We start from the raw sequence: 24364 nt of genomic DNA, 5'->3' as shown, positions 1-24364 counted from the left end.
CTATTTTTTCTTTCTACGATCCGCGCGGTTCATAGGGCGGTCATCATTACGTGGAGGACCCGTTACGATCTTACGCTTTTGAGGCGCGTCTGATACGGCTTCCATACCCGCGTTCATGTTTGTCGGTTGAAAAGCGGCGTTTTCATCCGGAGAAGAGTAATTTAACTCTTCCATATCTTGATCTTCAGGACGCATTCTTTGCATCGCTTCTTCTAAACCTTCACCCACCAACTGAACACGCATAACTTTTTCAATCGTTTCAGTTTTGATAATGTGATTTAAGTTTTCAAAAGCTTTGAAAGCTTCTTTTTTGTATTCGATCAATGGATCTTTTTGGCCGTAAGCACGAAGGTTGATACCTTCTTTTACTTTATCGATCGTGTATAAATGCTCTTTCCATTTTTGGTCGATCGCATTTAATAAAATCATTTTAGAGATCTGTTCAAAGAACGGACCCATTGATTTTTTCTGCATATCATAGATTTTTTTAATATTTTCTGTGATTTCAGCTTCAACAGCTTGCGAGTTTTTGCCTTCTGCATTTACGCGGAAACCGAACTGCTGCATTAAAGCGTTATTTAAACCTTCGAAATTCATTTCGTGGGGTTTAGCTGTCGCTGGAATAAAGCTATCTAAAATGTTTGAAACCACATCACCCATATAATCTAACAGCGTACGCTCGATGTCTTTTCCTTCTAGGATTTGACGGCGTAAAGAGTAGATCGCATGTCTTTGTTGGTTCATCACATCATCATAATCAAGTAAGTGCTTACGAATATCAAAGTTGTGGCCTTCCACTTTTCTTTGTGCGCCTTCGATTGCGTTTGTCACCATCTTATGAACGATTGGTTCATCTTCAGGAATGTTAAGCATTGTCATGATTTTTTGAATACGTTCACCGTTAAAGATACGCATTAAATTATCTTCAAGTGAAAGGTAGAACATTGATTCACCTGGGTCACCTTGACGACCAGAACGACCACGCAATTGGTTATCAATACGGCGTGATTCATGGCGCTCAGTACCTACGATATATAAACCACCGGCATGCAATACTTCTTGTTTTTCAGCATCCACTTGCGCTTTGTAACGTTGTAAAGCATCTGTGTACTCTGGTGTATCATCGTTACCCACAGCTTTTTTAGCTAGAACTTCTGGGTTACCACCTAAACGGATATCGGTACCACGACCGGCCATGTTTGTGGCAATTGTGATAGCCCCTTTACGACCAGCTAAGGCAATGATTTCAGCTTCACGCTCATGGTGTTTCGCATTTAAAACGTCATGGCGGATGCCTTCATTTTTTAAGAATCTAGAAATCGCTTCTGATTTTTCGATCGAAGCCGTTCCCACTAGAACCGGTTGGCCTTTAGCGTGACGTTCGCGAATATCGTTTACGATGGCTTTGTACTTCGCGTTTTCAGTTTTGAAAACGATATCTTCTTTATCCATACGTTGAATTGGTTTGTTCGTAGGAATAACTGTAACACCTAAGTTATAGATTTTTCTGAACTCAACCGCTTCTGTATCAGCTGTACCCGTCATGCCCGATAATTTATCGTACATACGGAAGTAATTTTGGAAAGTGATTGTCGCTAAAGTTTGATTTTCATTTTTTACTTCAACTTTTTCTTTCGCTTCGATCGCTTGGTGTAAACCATCAGACCAACGACGGCCTGGCATTAAACGACCCGTAAATTCATCGACGATCACGATTTCGCCGTCTTTAATCATGTATTCAACATCTAAACGGTATAAGTGATGCGCGCGTAAAGCTTGGTTTACGTGGTGAAGAATTTCGATATTTTGTGGATCATATAAATTATCTAATTTTAATAATTTTTCGACTTCTTGATTACCCTCTTCAGTTAACGAAGCTGATTTTGATTTCTCTTCGATCGTGAAGTGAGTGTCTTTTTTCAAAAAAGGAATAATTTTATCAATCACGTAGTATTTGTCAGTCGAAGCCTCAGCTGGGCCTGAGATAATAAGTGGTGTACGTGCTTCATCGATTAAAATCGAGTCGCACTCATCCACGATGGCAAAATGCGGTTTACGTTGAACGTAATCAGCTAAATCAAATTTCATGTTATCGCGAAGATAATCGAAACCAATTTCATTGTTCGTACAGTAAGTGATATCAGCATTGTAAGCGGCACGACGTTGCTCATCTGTCATACCGTGCACGATCACACCTGTTGTAAGACCTAGCCAGTTATATAAACGGCCCATTTCTTCACAGTCACGTTTAACTAAGTAATCATTCACCGATACAACGTGGCAGCCTTTACCAGTAAGACCATTTAAGTAAACAGGAAGTGTGGCCACTAGGGTTTTACCTTCACCGGTTCTCATTTCGGCAATACCACCGCGATTTAGAACCACACCACCGATCATTTGAACATCGTAGTGGCGCATACCTAAAGTACGGATCGAAGCTTCACGGCAAACCGCAAACGCCTCTGGCAAAATATCAAAAACAGTTTCGCCTTTTGCTAAACGTTCTCTGAATTCTACGGTTTTGTGTTTTAATTGATCATCAGAAAGTTTTTTGATGGATTCTTCCAACGAGTTGATTTTATCAACGATAGGTTGGATCTTTTTCATCTCGCGATCGTGATGCGTGCCGAACAGTTTTGCTAATATCTTTTGTACCATGACTAACCTTTATTAAGAGTAACCAATTAAGTATGGTAACAACTCGCAAAGTTGGCAAGGCACGTTAGGCTAAATAAGAAAAAAATAACCCCCAAAGAGACCATCTCTAAGGGGGCCGAAAACCATCAGGGAATGATTGTGTTTTCAGGGCAGGATGTTAGTCCTGCCACAATACTTAAAAAGGCTTAATTTTGAGCTTGGTTCTCCTTGATTTGGTTCACCACCAGAGGAGAAACTAACTTAAATAAACTGAAAGATTCATCTTCGGTGCTGTTTCTAAACTCAATCTGAACCACAGAACCTAGATTTGAAATTTTTAAATCTGTCACCGGCACCCACTCAGGGTTTTGTTTTTGTTGTGCGTTGAGAGTTTCAAGCTCGTTGATTGAACTTAAGAACTCCTTTTTCTCCCCAGTGATCACGATTTCAGAGCCTGAACCGCTCAATGTCGCAATTTTGTTATCTAAATCAGTCACTAAACCGACCACAGCGCCCTCTTCGTTAACGGCACGGCCCACCACAGAGCCTTTTTCAGAGATAACTTGGCCTGAAGCGTTTAAAAATAACGACAAACCCACCGCTTTTGGATTCATAGGGCTTAATTTGCCCACTAATGCGGCTTTTTCTGGGTTAGCTGTTACCGTAATAAGGTCACCTTCAGCCGAAACCGCAACTTTAACAGCGTTTAACTCTGTCACCACATCAGCTGGGATTAGTTTTTCTTGTGCCGTCATCACATGTGTTTCAACAGCTGTTACGGCATCAGCCGGAACCACTATTTCTTTAATATCAAAAACTAAAATCGCTTTTTGATCGGCTAAAAAAGTGCCTTTGATACGTAAATTTTTAAGTGAATTGAAAGGAACCTGATTTAATTCCCAAGTCTGTTGAACTTCAGAAATCAAAACTAATTGATTGTCTTGCTTCGCGATAACCGAAGCGATCAATTCATTCGCCTGAGATAGCGAATGAAATCCACAAATAATTGCTGTTAGTAATAAAAGTCTCACGTGGCCCCCCACAACTTTTAAAAAGTGATTGTCGGAAAATCACATTTACAAATTAGAGGCCAAAAAATTTTTAGCTGAAATTAATTTTAAGATGCTTTCACGCTAGAGCGTCGTTTCTAAAAAAACTAAAAACGTCACTCACGGTGAAAAATTGTTACAAACACAAAAAACTAACCAGCTTACTGACAGATCTTAGCTGATGGATCTTTTTCACAAAGATAGTCTTTAAGAGCTTTATTCTGCTCTTCAAGCTGATTTGACTTATTTTTAAGCATTTCGATCTCTTGCGACTGCTGGGCTTTTTCTTCTTTAATTGAAGCCATTTCACGTTTTTGCTCTTCAAGCTTTTTATGAAGCTCTTTAGAATCACCCAACCATAAAGCGTAAAACTCTTTAATCGCAGCGATAATCGGCGAAACTAAATCAGGATAGTTCACAAGTCTTGTACCACCAGGCAATGTGTTTTCGCCATGATCGCGTTTTACGGCTTGTGGAAAGATTTGTTCAACGTTTTGCGCGATTAAACCAATACGCTGACCTTCCATTTTATTACGGGTTGAATCTTTCCACGTAAATGTAACCGCATCGATTTTTAAAATTTTCTCTAAAGGATTTTCAATCGGTTTGATATTTTCTTTTAAACGTCTATCCGATGACACATTAAACGCCGAAGCCGCTATCGGTCCGTAGGCCGCGCTTCCGTTACCAATTTTTGCACCACCGGTACCTGAACTCCAGTTTAAGTATACACTGCGATCAGCTCCAGTATTCCATGCATCGATATGGAAATTACCCGAACCGTTCAATTGGCCGCCAATAATTGAGTTAATGTAGGCGGAACCGTTCACATGTAGTAAACTTTGTGGAGCCGCAGTGCCGATACCAACATAACCATTTGTGTGAATACGCATTCTTTCATTCGCTGTTTGCGTAAAAATAATCGGCTCGTCACTGTTATCAATTGTACCGATCTCTAATGATGAGCTTCCGGCCGCATCAGCTGTTGAGTTAAATCTGATAAACGCACCGTCAGTGTTGGCTGTTTTAAATTGAATTTTTTGAGCCGCTCCGCCGTTACCGACATACATATCGCCATGCACATCAAGTCTGTAAGCCGCGTTAGGCGTTGCTGTACCGACGCCCACAGTACCTGAAGCGGTAATACGCATTTTTTCTGTCATCGAGCCATCATTCGTCGTATAGAACTGAAGATTTGTAGAAGCACTCACACTTAAGTCAGCTTCGGCTGAAGCCTGAATGCGCGATAAATCTAAAAATGAAGTTCCGTTATGACCACGGAAGGCAATAAAGCCCATGCGATCATTTGCTAAAAGTGTCGTTGGCGCCGCAACTGTTCCGCGCGCACGTCTTAACATTACTGTGCCTTCAGCTGTATTACCGTAAGAATCAATGTGCACATCATCATCGCCACCTCCGGTACCGACAACATTAAAAGCACTGTCCGGATTAACCGTACCGATACCAACGTTTGTGCCACTCACCACTAACTGATCTGTACCCACTGCTAAACCATTTGATGGTAAAATTAATGGACCTGTCATTGTGTCGCCCGATTTTTTGACTGTGGCATCAACAAAGGCCACATCACGCCAAGTCGTCCACTCAGTTTCAGTGTCATCTTTGGCGCGCACCTTAAATCCTGAAGGAGAACCTGCTCCTGTATTCCAATTTACGGCGAACTGTGCGCCGGTATTACTATTTTTTGTTGTTAAACCAGCCCAGTGAGCTGTTCCTACGTTCATGGCTGTTCCACCATAATCTTGCCAGCCAGAAAGGCCTTGCGAAAGTGTCGAGAATGAAACGGCTCCGCCAGCATAACCACTCGCGTAGTTGTAGAATGTCATATCTGCCGGAGAAAGATTTGTTAAACCAGAACCATCACCGATAAACGCCGTAGCTTTAACAGTACCGCTTACATCTAAAGCCTGCGTTGGCGCTGATGTACCGATACCTACATTGGCTTGGTAAATACTCATTGTGCGTGTATTGTTAGACCAAAAATTTAAGCGACCATCAGCGGCTGCGAACATACCTGTGTCGCCATCAAAACTAAAACCTGAAGCGTTGGTATTTGAAGCTGTCGGTTCACCGTAAATTGATCTTACACCACCGTTCACATCTAATTTTTGCGTCGGAGTCGCTGTTCCAATACCTACATTTCCTGAGCTTGCCTGCAATGTCATCCATGTGCTAGCTCCGTTAATTGAAGAAAACTTTATGTCTTTTTTACTATCTGTTGTGTAATCAACACCAGATTGAATCCAGTTCGCTGTGTTATCTGTCGCAAAACGCAAAGCCCCTTGTTGTGATGTGCTCGGCACAAAACGCACTGACGAACTGCTGACTGTATTTTTTCCGACTTCAAGCGCAGCAGTTGGTGTGCTGTTACCAATACCAACATAGCCATTACCAAGAATCGAGAGCGCCGTCACCGGACCACTTGTTCCATGATTTACAAAAAAGAAACCATCATCTGGTGTAGGATTATTACCATCTACATTTTCAAAAATTTTGGCGTTGTTATCACTCGTACCATACTGGTTTCCTGTTCCCGCATCGTCATGGGAAAAAATTCTAAAACTATCTGCAGTTGGCGCACGAAATTGATTCACGCCGATTGTATTTGTGAATTTTAGAACCTTGCTTAAATGCAATTGTTCGTCAGGATTAGCGATACCAATACCAACATTACCACCATTTGGTGCTAAAAGAATTTTTCCTTTTGTCGCATGAGTCGTTGAATCAAGAGTTAATGAACCTGTTGCTGCAACACTTCCCGCAATATACGGAGAAATCATTCCGTTTGTCGCTGTGATCGATGCACCTTGGATATTTGAAGATGTAATAATTGTTCCTGAAGCATAAATGTTTCCAGCAACACCTAGTCCACCCTTAACCACTAAGGCTCCAGTTTGTGAATTTGTTGAAGCTGTAGTGGCTGATACAATCACTGAACCGGTTGTGTTATTTGGTGCAAGCGTAATATTGCCAGATGTATTTGAAATAGTATTCGTATTATCAAATGAGCCCGCTGCAGAATTTGTGGCCAGCGCACGGCGTGTGTTTGAACCATCAGTAAAATACAATTGTGAACCATCATATTCAATCGCGCCAGATGTTGGCGATGATAACAATGTGCCCGATGTTAATTTAAGTGGCGCGGTTGATGTGGTTCCTGCAGCTAAGTGCAATTTTGCGTTTGGTGTTAGTGTACTAATCCCAACATTGCCAGAAGTATCAATTGTTAAACGTTTTACGTTATTCGTAATCAAGCTCATCGGATGAGATGATTGTGTTCCAAACAATCCTTGTCCATTGACTCCATCGGCTTGAGCGACAGTAAGAACGCCACTCGCACTTGCGACTAAACTACCAAAATTTGTTCCTGTAGCTCTAATAATTGTATTAATATCACCAGTGACTTCAAGTCTGGCTGTAGGATTTGTCGAGCCAATGCCTACATTCCCGGCCATATAGTTGATTGTTGTTCCCGATGTTGTCCACTGTGACGAAGTTACCGCTGCTGGCGCCCACGCTGATCCATTATATGATAACACTTGTCCACTGGTCGGCGCTGTGGCTAACACTGAACGGCCTTGTATACCATCAACCGTCAACGTCGCTGATCCGGCAACTGAAACAACATCACCTGTAAAAGCTGGTAATCTAGCAGCAGCTAACGTACCCGAAGCATATGAAGTGCCTAAGTCGACAAAGTTTAATGTAGCTAATGAACCTAAACCTAAATTCGTACGCGCAACTGTCGCCGAAGCTAAATCAGATAAGTTATTAGATCTTACTGCATAGTTACCCAAAGCGGTCGCCGAAGCAGGTACATAACCTAATACCTGCGCAATTGAAGCTGCACTTGACGTAATTTTATTACTGAAATTTACATAATCAGCATTTGAAATTAAACCGGCACTCACTGATCCTGTTGCAGACGCTAACGGAATATTTAAAGTATGTACGCCGGCGGCCGTGTTAAACGCTGGAGCATTGCCCGACGTACCATTAGCGAAAGTTTGTGTTTGTAATGTTGAACCATTTAACGAAGTCACACCTGAAGCCGCAGCACCTGGTGTATAACCTAAAGCTGTAACGACATCAGATGATGATAACTGCGCACCACTCACCACACGGCCTTTACCATCAACTGTTACTTTTGTGTATTGTGTACCACTTGTTACACCAGCGCCAACCGAAGCTAAGGTTAATACTGCAGAACCCAGTGGTGATGTCGCATCACCCGAAAAAGCCGGTAAGCGTGCTGCAGCTAAAGTACCCGAAGCATATGATGTTCCTAGATCTACAAAGTTAAGTGTAGCTAAACTACCTAAACCTAAATTCGTACGCGCTACAGTAGCCGATGCTAAATCAGATAAATTATTAGATCTTACCGCATAGTTACCTAAAGCCGTCGCCGAAGCTGGCACATAACCCAACACTTGCGCGATACTGGCAGCAGACGATGTAATTTTATTACTAAAATTTACATAATCGGCGTTTGAAATTAAACCCGCTGTAACAGATCCTGTTGCTGAAGCTAACGGAATATTTAAAGTGTGCACACCAGCTGCTGTATTAAATGCTGGGGCATTACCAGAACTACCATTTGCAAAAGTCTGTGTTTGTGATGTTGAACCATTTAATGAAGTCACACCTGAAGCCGCAGCACCTGGTGTATAACCTAAAGCTGTAACGACATCAGATGATGATAACTGTGCACCACTTACCACGCGCCCTTTGCCATCAACTGTTACTTTCGTGTATTGCGTACCACTTGTAACACCAGCTCCTACCGAAGCTAATGTTAATACTGAAGATCCGGCTACAGATGAAGCATCACCCGAAAAAGCCGGAAGTCTTGCCACCGATAAAGTACCTGAAGCTTGCGCCGAACTTAAATCTAAATAATTTAATGTAGCTAAACTTCCTAAACCTAAATTAGCACGCGCTACAGTAGCCGATGCTAAATCTGATAAGTTATTCGCTTTAACGGCGTAAGTTCCAGAGACAGAACTATCTAACGGTGTATAACCTAAAGCTGAAATTACCGCAGCTGATGTGGCATTTAATTTATTAGTAAAAGTTAAATAATCTGTATTAGATAATAAACCAGCTGTTACAGATGAAGAAGCCGCTAACGGAATATTAAATGTGTGCACACCATTCACTGATGAAATATTAAATACTGTTCCAGTAATGCCAGTTGCAAATGTTTGTGAGCCTGAAGTTGAACCATTGATGTTTGTAATACCCGCACCAGCTACACCAAATGGTAACCATGATGTTCCGTTACAGTATTCAACGCTTCCTGAATTATAACGTAACGTACCTGCAAGGCTTGCAGCACATGATGTTGAATCCATACCGATACGAATCGCACCCGATACATTTACATTACCTAAAGAATAAGAAATCGCTGTGCCGCTTGTGACCCATTGCGAAGAAACCACAGCTGCCATCGAAGCTGATAATCCTGAAACCGTATTTGAAATTCCAGAAACTGTTGATGTTAAATTTGAAACTGAAGTTGAAAGTGAAGATACCGTCGAAGAAACCGAAAATACAGTCGAAGACACAGACGCGACAGTCGATGACACCGAAGCAACGTTATTATCAGTTGAACTTAATGACGATGAAAGTGCATTCACAGTTGCGCTGTTAGCCGGTGTATAACCAAGAGCTGAAACAACGGCAGCTCCAGAAACAGCTTCAGGAACCGGAAGAGTTACACAAGAAAAACCCACACCATTGTAATGTAACGCTTCGCCAACACCACATGTTGCAAGTGCTGCCACTTGTACGAAGTCGGCGTCAGTTTTGCCATTTAAATTCTGAGCGCTATTTGCGTACATCGCATACGGAACAGCATTAATCGACATAGCTGGCAGAGTCTGCCAACCGTTGCCGTCATGAAATTGCATTACGATTTTACGAGCATCACTAGCCGCCGGAGAATAATTCGCAGGGCCACCCGCATCACACGTTAAACTTGGAGTGATGTTTGAAAACACTTCTTCGAAAGTTGTTGTTGCTGAAGTTGGATAAGTTTTAACCCCTGAACCAAGTGCAAACGAAATTAAACCACCTGTACCCGCCATATTCACTGACGAATAAGTTTCTGAATATAAAATGCAACTTCCGGCTGGATCTAAAATTGTAAATTTAAAATTTACTGTTGAAGCTTCAAGAGGGTAACCATCTGGTTTTACGATTTTTGCTTGGTAAGTTGTGCGTGATGGTCCTGCAAAAACCGAGATCGCGTTTACAAAAATAAACGCAAAAAGAAATAAAACAATTTTGAAATTGCAGCTTACGTCCTTCACCTTTTACTTATCGGCAAATTCTCGAATTTATTGTGCTTTTTTTTGACGATTTCTAAGATTTTTACCCAATCTGAGACGACTTAAACTAGTTCTTAACAAATTCACCGTCAGCTCCAATAAAGCGTCACTTTGTAAACTCGCTTTACAGGACTTTAACCCCGAAACCCCGCCTATTTTCTCATACTTAGGCATAATCCTAGCTACAGACAGACCTAGAATGAAGACGTTAGTAGCCAGTTTGTTAATTTTGGTAGGTTCAATTAGTGCCTGGGGCAATGCCACCAAATACCAAATTCAGCGCGCCCAAGAAGTTCTTAAAAGATCAATTTTACCAACACAGCTTGTGCACATGTCGCCACAAAAGCTGAACATCTACATGAAAGAAGCCACTTACCAAGAGCTTCGTCCACGCGATATTTTACTTTTAACTGAAGACCAACAAGTCGATTTCGAAAGAAATACGCGCATTATCTATAACCGCGATGAAGGTTTTAGCTCTGACAAAACCATTACTCTGCGCAAGGGCGAATTCTTACGTATTATTCAAATGTACCGATCAAACGACACTGATTTTGGTGCTAAAAAAGATTTTTCGGGCGTGCAAGCTGAATACATTGAAGTGCTAGAATTTAATGTCGTTAAACTTGATAAGAATTTTGAGCCTGTTGGCGAAGTGTTTCACTTAATGGCGCGCGGAAAAACCGATCGCAAAGTGCCAGGTGTCAAACGTTTTGATGGCGGTTTTATGGTGCGCAACCCTTCGTTATACTTTTCACACGCAGGCCTTGGTGATGTTGTCGTAAATGCTCAAGCCGTTAAAACTCCGAAAGGCACTATTCCCGCATTTTCTCCGGCGATTATTATTAAAACTGAACGCACTCGTATTAAATGGACAATTTCTAATTACAGATACGTATTAACTTTGCATTTAATGAACTGTCCGGCGCAGTTCCGAGCGCAAAACTGTGAAGTACAAATTAAAGGAATCAAATCGTATGCGGACCCGATCTGGGCCCGTTATGCTATGCCTGAAAATCGTCGCATCATAAAATTCTGGGGCGGCGAGCTTCATTACTAATTTTATTTCGTAAAATTCGAAGTCCACTCAAGAAAAGCCTGCGTCGCTGACAACGTATCTGGCGAAGTGGCTATGGTATTTTCAGCGCCACCGCTGTATTGATGGCGCATTTTATGAATAGAAACAAAACGCACATGCGCCCCGGTGTACATTTTAAAGTCTGTGATTTTATCTTGCGGGCGATCTGTTGTGGATACAGTGATTTCTTCGACAGCTGAATCATTTAATTCTTGATCGTCTAATAAATCGTAAAAACCCAACACCTGTTTTAAAACTAATTCATTATCGCGTGCTTTTGAAACCGGATCGTGTGTACCTGAAAAAATAATCACATTATTTAATTTAGTTTCTTGATTGTGATCACCACAGTCGTAAGCGGCTTGCGCTAAGTCGTCTTCGTTACCTAAAGTAAATAAGTTCTGTACAAATTTGTACGGAGCTCCTGAGTGAAGAAGTGCACCTTTAAAGACATCAGGATAACATACGGCAAAGTGAGTCGATAAAACCGAACCGGCAGAAAAACCACCGACATAAATTCGTTCTTTGTCGACAATACCTTGAGAAATTAAATCCTGAATTTGACCAACGACTGAAGCCATAAATTCTGAGTCATCTTGAAGTGAAGGTAAAAACCAGTTCCAGCATTTTACCGGATTGGCAAAAATACTTTGTTCTGGAGCCAAGATCACAGGATTAACTTCGCCCGTGATTTCTTCGATACGTGACATCGAAATAAATTGTTCTGGCGTTTGTAAACAACCATGGAGCCAAAGCACTAGCGGGCGTTTTGCTACCGGAGATTTCTTTTTAGCGTGAGCGATGTTAACTGTTGTTAATGTTAATAAAATTAAAATTAGCTTTTTCACAAATTGACCTGTCTAAACCCTTCATAGATCGTGATGGCCACAGCAGTTGCCAGATTTAAACTTCTGACAGGGCCTGTTTGTGGTATCATGTAGGCACGATCTAGATTAGCCATAAGCAAATCCGGGTCCAAACCTTTTGTCTCTTTTCCGAAAACTAACCAATCCCCTTTTTGAAATTTGGCATCATAGATTGTTTGCTCGACTTTGTTTTCGATGTAAAAAATGCGGCTCTTATCTTCGACTGAGTTATACCAGTCATTGAAACTTTCATGAATTTTCCAAGAAAGGTGTGGCCAATAATCAAGACCCGCGCGTTTAACTTGTGTGTCAGTGATTTCAAAACTCATCGGTTTAATCAGATGTAATTCGCAAGTCGCACCTACACAGGTGCGACCGATGTTACCGGTATTTTGTGGAATTTCCGGTTCAACAATAACAATTCTAAATAACGGGTCGATTGGTTTTAAGTGGTCCATCTCTACTAGCTTATTAAGCTATGCTTAACTAAACAAGGTGGTTGTAGACATCTTTACCTAAAGAGCTCAGCGCCAGACGGCGGCCTTTATCCACGATTAATTCTAATTTCATTAATTCGCGGTAAAGAGCTAAGTCATTAATAGGTACGATATCACGGCCCTTAACAGCACCTAATTTAAGCACATAGGTTTTCTGCTTTTCAGTTAATTGCATTGGCAATGGTTGCTGCGTCTCTAAAGACTGCTTCCAAAGACCATCGGCAATAACTGCTGCTTTTGCTGTCAGTTTTTTAGGATTATAAAAATACACTTCAGCTGTGTCAGTCTGCCCCGAAGCTTTCGTTACAGTCGCTTGTGTTCTGTAATGCAAGCCCTTAGCGGGTTCTACGGCTTTTACACCGTGTAAAGTGTCCATTAAAGCTAATAGCGTGCTATCGGCTTTTAATTCAATGAACTGACCGTGAATTGTAGCTGTTTTATCCTCTGTGATTATCGGAAACCCAATAGGTAAACGATAAGCTGTTGCTTGGATCGTTGCAGGCTCGTAAGACACGATAAAAGGCATCAACTTTTGGAAATGGAACATGCCTTCGGTCCAAGAACCGATCATAAAAAAACGCATTGTCGTCATTCATCCCCCTCTGACTAGTGACTGCAAATCGTAATTCGTTCGAAAGTGGGTGTGTTGTAACAGACACAATTGAGCAAAAGCAATTTTTAAAATTTGCGTTACGAAAATTTTTATCTTTTTGCCAAAATTCGCCAAAATTTGACCCTGTGAAAAAAATAGTTAAAATGAATTTATCTTAAGCATTAATAGGGAAAAATATGGCTGGAAAAATTAAGAACTTTAATCACAACCTTTGGTATTCAGAAGAAGATGGCATTATCACCATCGGTATTAATGAAGATGGCTTAGAAGACATCACAGAAATCAACACGATTGATTTACCACCAGAACAAGAAAAAGTTGAAGCTGACACTGCTTTTGGATCTGTTGAATCAGACGACGGAACAATTGATATCGTATCACCATTTGATGGAACAATTATCGAAGTAAATTCACAAGTTGTAGATGATCCAGCTGTTCTTATGGAAGATCCATACGAAGAAGGTTGGTTAGTCCGCGTTGAAGTTGCCGGCGAAATCGACGATGAAGAAGAAGACGAAGATTACGACGACGACGAAGATGATGAAGACGACGACGATTACGATGACGAGGATGAAGACGAAGACTCTGACAAAGATGAGGACTAACACCGTCTACTTTTTGACCTGTGCCATCATCTGGGGAATTACCTGGATAGCGATTAAATATCAACTTCCTTATGTTGATGGCACCGCGGCCGTTTTTTACCGTTTTCTTTTTTCAAGTCTTGTGATGTTTGTCATTTGCCTTGCTACAAAAATTTCTCTGTTTAAATTTTCACGCACTCAGCATTTCAGATTTGCCTCTCAGGGCTTATTTATCTTTTGCATCAATTATCTTTTAACTTACTGGGCTACTTCAATGGCCACATCAGCTTTAATTGCTTTAGCTTTTACCTCGCTGATTTTTTTCAACATGTTTGGCGCAAGATTGTTTTTAAATATTCCGTTCGAAAAGAAAGTCGTTTGGGGCGGACTTTTAAGTTTACTCGGAATGGTGTTTATTTCTTTTAACGAATATCAAAATATCAGTCTTCACCCCAGTTCATTATGGGGATTTTTAATCGGCCTATTTTCAACGATGTCAGCTTCGGCTGGAAATTTAGTTTCTTATTTAAATAAAAAAGATCATGTTCCCACATCAGCCAATAATTCATGGGCGATGCTTTATGGTTCGGGCTTTTCTTTGTTAGCTTGTTTGATTATGGGTAAATCACTGCATATCGAAGTGACCCAACCTTTTGTGATTTCGTTTTTCTATCTTTCAATTTTCGGAACGGTGATTTCGTTCTGGGCGTACTTTAAACTTATTGAAAACATTGGCCCAGCTAAAGCGGCGTTCACAAGTATTGCTTCACCTGTGATCGCCTTAGTTGTTTCAACTTTTATGGAAGACTTAAGTTGGACTATGTTCTTAGCTTTAGGATCTTTATTTTGTATTATGGGGAATGTTGTGGCTTTGACTCGTGTTCCTCAGCCTCTGCTTCAGCGGCTGCCACTTGGTCGGCCAAAGAATTTCCGTTCATAATTTTACCGATTGCGAAAGCTAATTCAGTCACGATCGGCCCTAAGAATAATCCCGGAATTCCGAACATGGCCAAAGCTCCGATTAAAGCCACTAACGAAACAAGAGGGTGCAGTGATTCTTCATCTGACGTCAAAATATAGGCCCTGATGATATTATCAATACTACCCGCAATGCCTAAACCAACTAGCATAATAGCTCCGTCACCAGCTTCACCTTGTAAAAAGCTAAATAACGCCAAAGCTCCTGATACTGGAACTGAACCCACCACCGGTACAAACGCCATAAAGAATGTCAAAATAAAGATCATCACAAGATTACCAAAACCTGCAATTGACGCAGCAACGGTAATGATTGTGGCCTGTACGGCAGCTACGACTAAAGTTGAAAATACAACGGTATAACAAACTCGTTGTAAAAGATCGACCAGCTTATGTAATGAATCGTCCGATAAAAGACGACGATCCTTAAACCATTCTAAAAATTCGCGGCGTTTTAATAAGAAAAAATACAAACTCGTCACAAAGATAAAAAGCTGTAACAAAAATTCTGGAAAATTTGTTACCAGCGCAGTTAACCATGGAATCACCACTGATAAAACACGTGGAAGAAGAGATTGAACATCGAAGTCTTCGCGTAAATCAAAATTAAAACGCATCGATATATCTGATAAAAAATGCCAAACTTTGGTTAGCGTTTCTTCAACATTTTTATAAACCGGCATTTGCGCAATCGTTTCTTGCTGAAGCTGAGCTATATTTAAAATACCTTTGGTTATAATTAGGGTTAATGGCGCAATAATAATTAGAATCAAGCCCGAGACCATTAAGAAAATCAGAAGTTTTTCTTTTTTAGTTTTTTTAAGCCATTTGTTTAAAAGCGGCGTCATCGATAAAGCAAATAACGAAGCTAATAATAACGATGTTTTAAACGGCCAAAATAAAAATAAAAATGCAATATAAACGACACTTAAAATGGCATACTTAAAAATGACTTCTCTATCGTTCATGTGGACCTCGCTATTGGCTTATCACTTTAACATTAAAATAACTGCTTTGTGAACGACCTAAATTGTCGCTGACCGATACAGAATAACGACCTGGCACGTCGGTTTCAAAGAATAAAGGGTCATTTTTGTAAGAACGGCCTACATAATTCTTATTTACAAACCAATCTAAGTATTGACTGTCTGATTCTGAAATTGCGCGTAACTGAATTTTCGGTTTTTTTAAGCGCCCCTGCTGCGTCTGAATCATGTATTCGATATTTTCTTGGGGACTGGTGATATTGATTTGTCCTATGCGGCTTAAGCTGTCGTCACATGAAAATTTCTTCTCAGATAAAGTTACTTTTTTTAACCCCGCCTCTTTATACACCGCTAATAAATCATCAGGCCACACTTCCATCACTTTACTCTGTGTATGATTTAAAACATCTGGTTTACACGACATTTTCTGTGTTGCCGGATCAATATAAACTTTACGATGAATGCGACATGTTTCAATCGGTGAAACTGAGGGAATAAATAACGCCTCTTCTGTTCTATGACCGCAGTTTTCAGTTACTAATTTTTTTGAAACACTGCAGATATGCACATTTTTGACATTTAAACCCACCCGCGAATCCCACACTGGATTTTCGTGGCCTTTTAAATACTGTGGTTTATTTCTAAGATAGTCATAGACCTGAAAATACAATGGTGCCGCCACGTTTCGACCGATTAACGCCGGATTCATTTCGCGGTCATTATCGCCCAGCCAAATCCCTACCGCATAATTACCGACAAGCCCCATTGTCCAAGCGTCTTTGTAGGACTTTGAAGTTCCCGTTTTCCAGGCCAGCGGCATAGCGGTTTTTGTTAAATCTTGAAAGGTTAAACTTTCAGTGCGCGGGTTTTTCTTTAACATCTGAAGCACGATATACACTGATTCAGGCGTTAAAATTTGCTGGTACAAAGATTTTTGTTTTTCTAAAGTCACATTTAAATCTGAATACTTACCTAAATGCGCCAGCGATGCATAAAGCTTCATAAGATCAAGCATGCTCATTTCTACGCCGCCCAGTGGAAGTGATAGGCCGTAGAATTTTTCATCTTTAAATTTTAAAGCGCTTTTATCTTTCATAAAATCGTAAAAGCTTGGGTTTGCTAATTTGCGGGCCAAATCTACCGATGGCAAATTACGACTTAGAATCAACGCCTGACCACTGCTCATCGGCCCTAAAAATTGTTCGTCAAAATTTTCTGGATTTAGCCCTGAAAATGTCATGCGTGTATCTTTAAGCAAAGTCTTTTCGTGAATCAAACCCTGTTGTAAAGCTAAAGCATAAATAAAAGGTTTAAGTGTAGAACCTGGTGGTTTAAGCGAACGATTCGCGTCAATCTGGCCTTTGATTTCAGAATTAAAATAATCACGCGAACCGATATAAGTGATAATTTCATTTCTGGTGGTATCAACAACCACTAATGAATAGTTTTTAATACCGTGTCGTTCAATAGATTGAAAGTAAGACCCTGCCAACTTTTCGATAGTCTCTTGTAAATTAAGATCAAGCGTTGTTTTAACAGCCTTTGATTCAATTCCCCGCTGTTTTAAGTATTCGATAAAATGCGGAACACGAAAACTTAAGTTTTGCTTTTTCTCTGAAGCCAACTTTGTAAATTTTTGTGGGTTCTGCGGGATCTGTACTAAAAATTCAATTTGCTCACTCGTTAATTTTTCACAGCTTTTATTAAAATAAAAAAAGCACGCGGCTCCCACGCCTTCTAAGTTTGAGCCAAAGGGGGCCCAGTTTAAATAGGCTAATAGAATTTCCTCTTTGCGGTACAAAGTTTCTAGTTTTAAAGCCTGAAGAATCTGAACAAATTTTCCGGAAATAGATTTTGTCGTTTCAGGGTATAAAAGACGCACTACTTGCATGGTAATTGTTGAAGCGCCTTGCTTGCGACCTTGAGTTAAATAAGTTTTATAGGCAGCGCGACTTAAAGCTAATGGGTTAAAACCCGGATGATAATAGAAAAACTGATCTTCTTTATTTAAAAAGGCTTCAACAAGCTTAGGGTTTATTTCTTTATAGTCAGTGAAAAAACGATATTTTTCATCGCCCGATAAAGTCAGGCGCAGCAATTTACCGTTACGATCGTAAAATTGCTGCGACCAAGTTTTTTCAGCCAACAATTGACCAGAAAAAAAATAAGGCAGAGATACGGTTAACCCGATCACAGCTCCTAAGATTAAAAAAGAAATCTTTTTATTTAACTTCAATCTGCCCCGATGCACCTTGGCCCACTAAATCAGTGCGGTATAAACCTTTAGCGTAAATACCCGGTACTTTAAAGCGCCCTTTTGAAACAGCTTTAATTTTATAAGTGTATTCAACCATGTCTTTACCGATCTGCGCGTAGATATTCACACGATCTTCTCTGACATCGACAAGCTGCGTGAACATTGGCATAACCGACGAAGTTTGCGCGTAAGCTTTATGTACCAATAATTTTATTGGCCAGAAAGACGCGCCTTCGCCGCCTTCACCTTCGTAATCACCCTCACCTTCGCCATTGCTTTCATCTTGATACATTGGCGCTTCGCCACCAGTGCCATCGTCTTCTGGTACTGCTGAAGCTTTGCGAACTGAATCCATCACCACTTCAAAACCGGCTGGTAATAAATCCATAATCACCACTGATGACATATCATCACGTGAAGCGCGGGCTCTGATTTTAACAACTATTTCTTCACCAATCGCTGTTTCAGTCACTGGTTTACCATCGGCTGTTTCAAAGCTGCGTGAAATTTCCAAGCCTTGGTAACTTTGTTTCATGGTTTCATCTTTATTAAATCCACCATTTACGTAAGTTAATAAAACTGGGCTTCCTGCATTTTCGATCACTAATTTTTTATAACCTTCTAAAAGATCGATCTTTTTCTGTGATTTAATGTCAGATTTTTTATCGCTGCCATCAATTGCTGTGAATTTTATTTTTTCGATGTTTGCAGCGGCTGATCCTGATTTCATTAAGGTATCTAAGCTCATTAATAGATAACTTGCCGAATATGTATTCATTTGGCCACGGTTAGCAAATTCAATCACGTTAAAAAAAGCTTTTGAGGTAAAGACATCGTTGGCTTTATCTGGAAAGTGTTTAATCGCGACGGCGAAATTTTCGAACAGCTCTGACTGAGGAAAGATATATGTATTTTCTAACGTCACGTCTTTGTTATCTTTAACCAGGGCTAAAGCTTTTTGGCTTAAATCATCTTGCATCGCCATTTTATAACTGGCTGCTAAGTACTGAGCTGCTGTCGGCGAGAAATCTTTTTTAGCCGCTTTATCTTTTAATAATGTCGCCATATTCTTAAGATCTTCTTTAGGAATATATTGCGAACGCACCAGAAGATAAATCGCTTTTGTTTTACGGAATAAATCCATCTTAGACTGTGTTTGGTTATAATCTGTTTTTAAACTTGTTAAATAACGCTTCCACATATCTTCAGGAATAGGTTCGCCTTTTTCCTGCATATATAAAAAGATCATTCCTAGGTGTAACGACACATCCCAGCTGGCTTGTGTTTCATTCGGGTAAAGCGAAAAAGCCCCGGTTGTCTGCTGACGGGCACGTAGTAATGCAACTAGCTTGTTAATTTTTTGCGTATCTTCTTTTGTCTTATCACTTTTTTGCACTAAAGCCGTTAACTGGCTGGCAATCTGCTCAGAACATAAAAAGTCATTTAATTCATAAAACGAAGAAAAAGGTTTTACTAAATCGTTAATCGAAGTGTGCAGCTGCACAAAGTTTTTTCTAAACTCTGGTTTTTTATCATCCGTGATCGCTAACTCTACCGGTTTATCTTGTACGATCATCCATTCGATTTTTTGTTGGTACGGAATCGCCGGACGGTTTGAAACTTGAATTTCGACTTTGGCTTTTTTAGCACCAATGCCTGCAGTGACCGTGATGGGGTATGAACCAAGTTTTTCAGTCGCTTTGGCGCGGATATTAAAACTTTTTTCTTTGTTTTCAGGAATTGCGATTTTTTCTACACCTTTATCCACAATGGTAAAGCCTTCACCGCTGGTTACACCCACTTCAACCTGAGCGTCAGGCCCGCTACCTTTAAGTTGGTTCGCAACAATTAAGTTTACTTCAAACTCATCGTTCGGAGCTGTGAATGTTGTGGCTGTGGCATTAATAATAAAATCCCCACGCACGTTCACATCTAAGCTATCTGAGCCCAGCTTTTTATCATCGGCTGTGACCACCATCACTTTTAAGTTTCCGTTGAAATGATCTGGCACTTTATATTGAAAGTTTGACCACTTATCATTTAATTCAACAACACCCATCCACTGAGCCACAGGTGGTAGATTTTTACGTTTAAATGGATTTAAACTTCGGCCTAAACTAGCCCCTTCGTCACCGCCGGCGGCTTTTGGCATAATCGAATTAAAATCAGGCATCACTAAATCTAAAATTTGGTAGGTGTTTACCTGTAAGGCTTTTTTCTGAAAGAAGTAATTTAAGGGCTGAGGTAATTTGTAATTTGCTACTTGTAAAATACCTTCGTCCACCAAGTAAACGGCTGCTTTGGTGTTTTGATCCGCTTTAACTTTAAAGTTTAATGTTTCGCCTGGCTTCACCACATCTGGTGCGGCGATTTCAATTTTAGATCTGCGGGCTTCAAGATCAATGGCAAAAGTCGCCGCCCCATAAGCTAACGGAGAAGTATAAATCTCTTCAGATTGGGCATCACGAAGCATAGTGACGACGATATACGCTTGGCCTTCTAATCCTGCCGGAATCTGAATTTTCTCAACCGTACTTTTTGAATTTGTTTTAAACCATTTACGCGCATAAACTTTGTCGCGCTCAATCGTGATTAAACCAGCACCTACATACGGTGATTTAATCTGCACTTCGATTTCTTCGTTTTGTTTATAATCTTTTTTATTAAGACCAAGTTTTAAGATCGAAGATTTTTCTAAGCCGCGTTCGATATCAGCAGTGCCTACAATATTAAAAGCTAAACGGTTTAACTCGGTTTTTTGCGCGTCTTTAAACACTAAAATATATTCACCAACTTGGTTTGTTTCTAATTTGAACTTCGTTGGTTTTGCTGTCGTTGAAACTTTATACGTTTTTAAAACCGTTTGTTTGTAAACTGTTTGGTACGCATAGGTTTCATTCGGCAATTTCATAAGAACTGATGTTGGTTTTTTCTCGACCAATTCAACTTGAATATCGCTTACCGCCATTGGATCTAATTTTGAATCGACAGTTAATAATTCGATTGTGGCTTGGCTATCTTTTTTAATGAAAGACAAATCTAATAAATCAGAACGATATCCTAATAAATAATCTTGCTCAGAAATTAACTGGCTTAATTGAGATTTAACGCTTTTTCCACCTTCAGTTTCAAAAACTTCTGAATCAACATATAAGCGGTATAAAGATCTTTCTAACTGGTCAAAACTTAATTTCCATTCAGCTTCACCGTTTTCATTGGTTTTTACATCGGAAAGCGAATCATTAATTTCAATCTGTGTAGGTTTTGGAACATTAAAGTAATAATCTTTCCACTTTTTAAAATACACATCAGTGGCTTTAATGCGAACTTTTGAACGGGCCGTTCTATCTGAGGCTGGTTTTCCATAAAGGTTAAAAGCTGTTAAGTTTAGCTTTAAGTCTTTAGGTTTAACCCAACCCTCAAGTTCTGTTTGCGATAATGTTGTGCGCACTTTAATTTGATCGGGTTGAAATTCTTCAACTTGAAACGGCGTACTTCCGATCATCACCTGTGATTTATCCGGCTGTTTAATATAAGCATAAATGCTGTAGCTTCCGGTTTCAAAGTAGTCTTCTGTTTTAAATGTCACATTTTCAATCGAGTTTGAGCTTACTTTAATTGTTTGCTTAAACACTTCTTGGCCTGTGGGGTTAATAATCGAAATATCTACCGGAATTTGTGAAAAAACTTTTCCCCAGTTTTTAGAACGCACGATAATACCGAAATCGGCTTTTTCGCCTGGGCGGTAAATACCTCGGTCTGAGAACATGTAAGCATTTAACTGGTCGGATTCTGATGAATCACGCGCTCCACCGATATCAAATGAAGTTAAATCTAACTCACGTGAATACGAATTAAACGGAACAAACGAAATACTTTCACCTTGTACGGCTGTAAAAGCGATCGGTTCTTTATCGTAATTAAAATCTTTTAAATTTGGAAATTCAGCATACCCTTGAGCATTAGTATCTACACTTAAAACATTTAAACCGTTTTGTCCGAGCACACTGACTTTAGCACCGGCTACGGATTGGCCCGTACTTACGTTTTGTACAAACACTTCATAACTTCCGGCCACTGTTTTTTTAACGATCAATCCCAGATCAGATAAAATCACAAAACGGCGGTCGTCTACGTAAGCCGTTGAATCTTTTGACTGCACTGAAACTAAGAACAAACCTTTTTTACCCGCTGATAAAAATGTTCCTAAATCAATCGAACTAAACTGAGTTTTCTGTGGGTTTTTATTAATTAACGGAATGTCTCCAGTAAAGCGTTCTGCAATGCGATCTGGACGGATATCGTAAATGTCAGGTTTCGTAAATTCATACACTAAAGATGGAATTAAATGATTCACATGTTCAGGGCGAATTTGATGCACTTGATACGTTATTTTATTTAAATTACGTGAAACTAAAGAAAGCTGCTTACTACCCGTTAATGGCAATAACGAACCTTTACCCATAATTTGCAAATCAGATGGGTATTGCGGAACCGTAATCACTTTTTCAAAATCATCTTTTAATTTAAAACCACCAAAAGATGTCGTGTTACGCGGGATCTTTACGTATAAACCACGGCCTGGTGTTGAAGTGAATTTGTAAGAGTGTTCAAGCGAGACCAGTTGTTCTGACGGAATCGTTGTTAATTCTAGTTTTTTAGAGCGTTTAAGCTCGGCGTCTGTCACTTCAGAAACGCTGGCCCAAGGGTACGGCTGTTTTTTCTTTTCAGCTGGATCTAATTGCAATGGCAATTCATACACTTCGATGGATTTAAATAATTCTTCAGAGGCAATTTCAGCAATGTTTTCAAAACGTAAAATCTGTTCTGATTCAAATTTTTCATTACGTGCAATAACGATTGAGGCGTTTGTGATTTTAAAATAATCGTAAAGCGAGGGAACTTTAATAACTGCATCTGCCGCATCAACAGCTTCGCCACCTAATGGTGTGGTAAAACCACGATCCACCACGTAACGGTAAGTCATGTTGTTATCGCCGATTTTTAAATTCGCCGACTGCACATACATATTAGCTTTTAACTCATCAAAAGAAACAGAAAATTCTAAGTTTGATTTTTTCTCTAACCCGCCGTCAGCTTTTTCCATTAAGGTTAAACGTTTTTTAACTGATTCAGGATCGATCGGATAATTAAAATGAAAGGTCGCGATCACTTTTTTATTATCTGCAAAACGTGGATCTTGGTGAAAGCCAGAACTAATGCTGTAAGCCTTAAGAGGTTCAACTTCAAATTTAAAATCGTAATCTTTAAGAATGATATTTGGCCCTAAGATTTTTTTTGAAATTCGGCCTTCAAACTTTTCACCAATCGGCCAATCGCTTTTGCCTTTTTCCATGATCGGTGTAAATTTTAATTCTTTATCTGAAACCCAAACCCACTGGCCTTTGATTTCTGGTTTTAATTTAATGCCTTCAGCTAAAGGTTTTCCGATCGCATCGACTGACGCCGCTGATTTACTAAAAGTTAAATACAACGCGCGTGCTTCTGGTTTTTCAAAATCGTATTGATAAATTTTTCCAACTTTAACAGTCACCGCATCAGGCTGTGGTAAATTGTCGTAGTAATTTTTAGCCCACAAGCCTCCCACAACAACCGCAGCTAAAGCGCCTAAACTGATAAACACTTTTTTAGTGCGCTCCGGATTTATATTTAATTTGTTAGAAATTTTTTGTAACCAACTAGGTTTTGTGTACTGAATATTTCCAAAAATTTGCGCGAAGAACTGACTAAGAGCGTGGATGATTTTTTTCATTCTCTTATTTAATTACATCTTTAGCGTTTCTGGTATCAGTACACCTAGTCCGAAGTCAGGTCTAGCCACAGTCCTTTTGTCTAGTGGGGTGAACGATGTAAATGTTCAGCTTTATCCGTCGGTACACCAATCGTTCGGCGATGTGGGCCTTCTGCAATTTCTTCCATCAGCTTTTTACAAAATGCCGGAATGTCTGCTGGTTTTCGACTCGTCACCAAACCTTGATCGGCCACAACCTCTTGATCAACCCATTTAGCTCCGGCGTTGATCAGATCGGTTTTTAGCGACGGCCACGATGTCACAACTCGGCCTTCTAAAATATTGGTTTCAACTAATGTCCATGGGCCATGGCAAATAGCGCCGATGGGTTTTCCGCTGTCAACGAACTGACTGACAAAATGAACGGCCGCTTCGCTCATACGTAAAATGTCTGGGTTTATAACTCCGCCAGGAAGAACTAAAGCATCATATTCTTCCGCTTGTGCATGAGGGACTGTCACATCCACCATGATTTCATCGTTCCAATCTTTATCTTTCCAGGTGCGAATGGTTCCCTGTTTTAACGAAACGATATCGACGATAGCTTCGTAGTCTTCTAAAATTTCTTTGGGTTTAGTCAATTCAGAATATTCGACGCCATCTGTTGCAAGGATAGCAATTTTTTTGCCTTTAATGGGATGCATAAGACCTCCT

Annotated in this window: 13 protein-coding genes; 3 read left to right on the top strand and 10 right to left on the bottom strand. The window is 40.1% G+C overall.

From position 1 onward, the window contains the following. From secA to ACKWCF_RS01980, 3 genes are all read right to left on the bottom strand, one after another. A complete protein-coding gene (gene secA, locus ACKWCF_RS01990; RefSeq protein WP_409479018.1) occupies positions 1 to 2658 on the bottom strand; it encodes a preprotein translocase subunit SecA in 2658 nt (885 codons plus the stop codon). Positions 2659 to 2843: 185 nt separating this feature from the next. Further along, on the bottom strand, positions 2844 to 3668 hold the full coding sequence (locus tag ACKWCF_RS01985) for a hypothetical protein (protein ID WP_409479017.1): 825 nt from the start codon (positions 3666 to 3668) through the stop codon (positions 2844 to 2846). A 179-nt stretch (positions 3669 to 3847) separates the two neighbouring features. Further along, the gene (locus ACKWCF_RS01980; RefSeq protein ID WP_409479016.1) at positions 3848 to 10021 is read right to left on the bottom strand and encodes a tail fiber domain-containing protein; all 6174 of its coding nucleotides are present in this window, start codon (positions 10019 to 10021) and stop codon (positions 3848 to 3850) included. 217 nt (positions 10022 to 10238) lie between these two features. Between ACKWCF_RS01980 and ACKWCF_RS01975 the strand changes: the two genes are divergently transcribed. Further along, a complete protein-coding gene (locus tag ACKWCF_RS01975) occupies positions 10239 to 11099 on the top strand; it encodes a hypothetical protein (protein WP_409479015.1) in 861 nt (286 codons plus the stop codon). A gap of 2 nt (positions 11100 to 11101) precedes the next feature. Here ACKWCF_RS01975 and ACKWCF_RS01970 read toward each other — a convergent pair whose 3' ends face one another. The 3 genes from ACKWCF_RS01970 to ACKWCF_RS01960 are packed head-to-tail and all read right to left on the bottom strand — an operon-like array spanning position 11102 to position 13072. Beyond that, complete coding sequence (locus tag ACKWCF_RS01970; RefSeq protein ID WP_409479014.1) at positions 11102 to 11965, bottom strand: alpha/beta hydrolase family esterase; 864 nt, start codon at positions 11963 to 11965, stop codon at positions 11102 to 11104. Further along, positions 11962 to 12441 carry a tRNA (cytidine(34)-2'-O)-methyltransferase gene (locus ACKWCF_RS01965; RefSeq protein WP_409479013.1) on the bottom strand — a complete coding sequence of 160 codons (480 nt, stop codon included), beginning with the start codon at positions 12439 to 12441 and terminating at the stop codon, positions 11962 to 11964. The genes ACKWCF_RS01970 and ACKWCF_RS01965 overlap by 4 nt, the downstream gene beginning before the upstream one ends. A gap of 28 nt (positions 12442 to 12469) precedes the next feature. Further along, the gene (locus ACKWCF_RS01960) at positions 12470 to 13072 is read right to left on the bottom strand and encodes a gamma-glutamylcyclotransferase (RefSeq protein ID WP_409479012.1); all 603 of its coding nucleotides are present in this window, start codon (positions 13070 to 13072) and stop codon (positions 12470 to 12472) included. Between the two features lie 197 nt (positions 13073 to 13269). Between ACKWCF_RS01960 and ACKWCF_RS01955 the strand changes: the two genes are divergently transcribed. Together ACKWCF_RS01955 and ACKWCF_RS01950 are read left to right on the top strand one after the other, a co-directional pair. Then, on the top strand, positions 13270 to 13698 hold the full coding sequence (locus ACKWCF_RS01955) for a glycine cleavage system protein H (RefSeq protein WP_409479011.1): 429 nt from the start codon (positions 13270 to 13272) through the stop codon (positions 13696 to 13698). 13 nt (positions 13699 to 13711) lie between these two features. Continuing rightward, positions 13712 to 14617, top strand: coding sequence for a DMT family transporter (locus ACKWCF_RS01950; protein ID WP_409479010.1), 906 nt, complete (start codon positions 13712 to 13714; stop codon positions 14615 to 14617). On the opposite strand, the gene ACKWCF_RS01945 is transcribed toward ACKWCF_RS01950, so the two are convergent. The 4 genes from ACKWCF_RS01945 to ACKWCF_RS01930 all read right to left on the bottom strand — a co-directional run bounded on the left by ACKWCF_RS01945 (position 14529) and on the right by ACKWCF_RS01930 (position 24354). Continuing rightward, positions 14529 to 15623: an AI-2E family transporter gene (locus ACKWCF_RS01945; protein WP_409479009.1), complete on the bottom strand. Its 1095-nt coding sequence runs from the start codon at positions 15621 to 15623 to the stop codon at positions 14529 to 14531. The genes ACKWCF_RS01950 and ACKWCF_RS01945 overlap by 89 nt on opposite strands. A 10-nt stretch (positions 15624 to 15633) precedes the next feature. Then, positions 15634 to 17877 carry a penicillin-binding protein 1C gene (locus ACKWCF_RS01940; protein ID WP_409479008.1) on the bottom strand — a complete coding sequence of 748 codons (2244 nt, stop codon included), beginning with the start codon at positions 17875 to 17877 and terminating at the stop codon, positions 15634 to 15636. Continuing rightward, on the bottom strand, positions 17864 to 23671 hold the full coding sequence (locus tag ACKWCF_RS01935; RefSeq protein ID WP_409479007.1) for an alpha-2-macroglobulin family protein: 5808 nt from the start codon (positions 23669 to 23671) through the stop codon (positions 17864 to 17866). Before ACKWCF_RS01935 ends, ACKWCF_RS01940 begins: the two co-directional genes overlap by 14 nt. Before the next feature lie 80 nt (positions 23672 to 23751). After that, complete coding sequence (locus tag ACKWCF_RS01930) at positions 23752 to 24354, bottom strand: type 1 glutamine amidotransferase domain-containing protein (protein WP_409479006.1); 603 nt, start codon at positions 24352 to 24354, stop codon at positions 23752 to 23754. Between the last annotated feature and the right edge of the window lie 10 nt (positions 24355 to 24364).

This window comes from Pseudobdellovibrio sp. HCB154 (assembly GCF_046267985.1).
Taxonomy (GTDB): Bacteria; Bdellovibrionota; Bdellovibrionia; order Bdellovibrionales; family Bdellovibrionaceae; genus Pseudobdellovibrio.
This window is presented reverse-complemented; position numbering and strand designations above follow the sequence as displayed.

Bases quoted from the DNA above. Each gene is read 5' to 3' on its own strand.
- secA (WP_409479018.1), bottom strand. From the start codon at position 2,658: ATGGTACAAAAGATATTAGCAAAACTGTTCGGCACGCATCACGATCGC.
- ACKWCF_RS01975 (WP_409479015.1), top strand. From the start codon at position 10,239: ATGAAGACGTTAGTAGCCAGTTTGTTAATTTTGGTAGGTTCAATTAGT.
- ACKWCF_RS01965 (WP_409479013.1), bottom strand. From the start codon at position 12,441: ATGGACCACTTAAAACCAATCGACCCGTTATTTAGAATTGTTATTGTT.
- ACKWCF_RS01960 (WP_409479012.1), bottom strand. From the start codon at position 13,072: ATGACGACAATGCGTTTTTTTATGATCGGTTCTTGGACCGAAGGCATG.
- ACKWCF_RS01955 (WP_409479011.1), top strand. From the start codon at position 13,270: ATGGCTGGAAAAATTAAGAACTTTAATCACAACCTTTGGTATTCAGAA.
- ACKWCF_RS01945 (WP_409479009.1), bottom strand. From the start codon at position 15,623: ATGAACGATAGAGAAGTCATTTTTAAGTATGCCATTTTAAGTGTCGTT.
- ACKWCF_RS01935 (WP_409479007.1), bottom strand. From the start codon at position 23,671: ATGAAAAAAATCATCCACGCTCTTAGTCAGTTCTTCGCGCAAATTTTT.
- ACKWCF_RS01930 (WP_409479006.1), bottom strand. From the start codon at position 24,354: ATGCATCCCATTAAAGGCAAAAAAATTGCTATCCTTGCAACAGATGGC.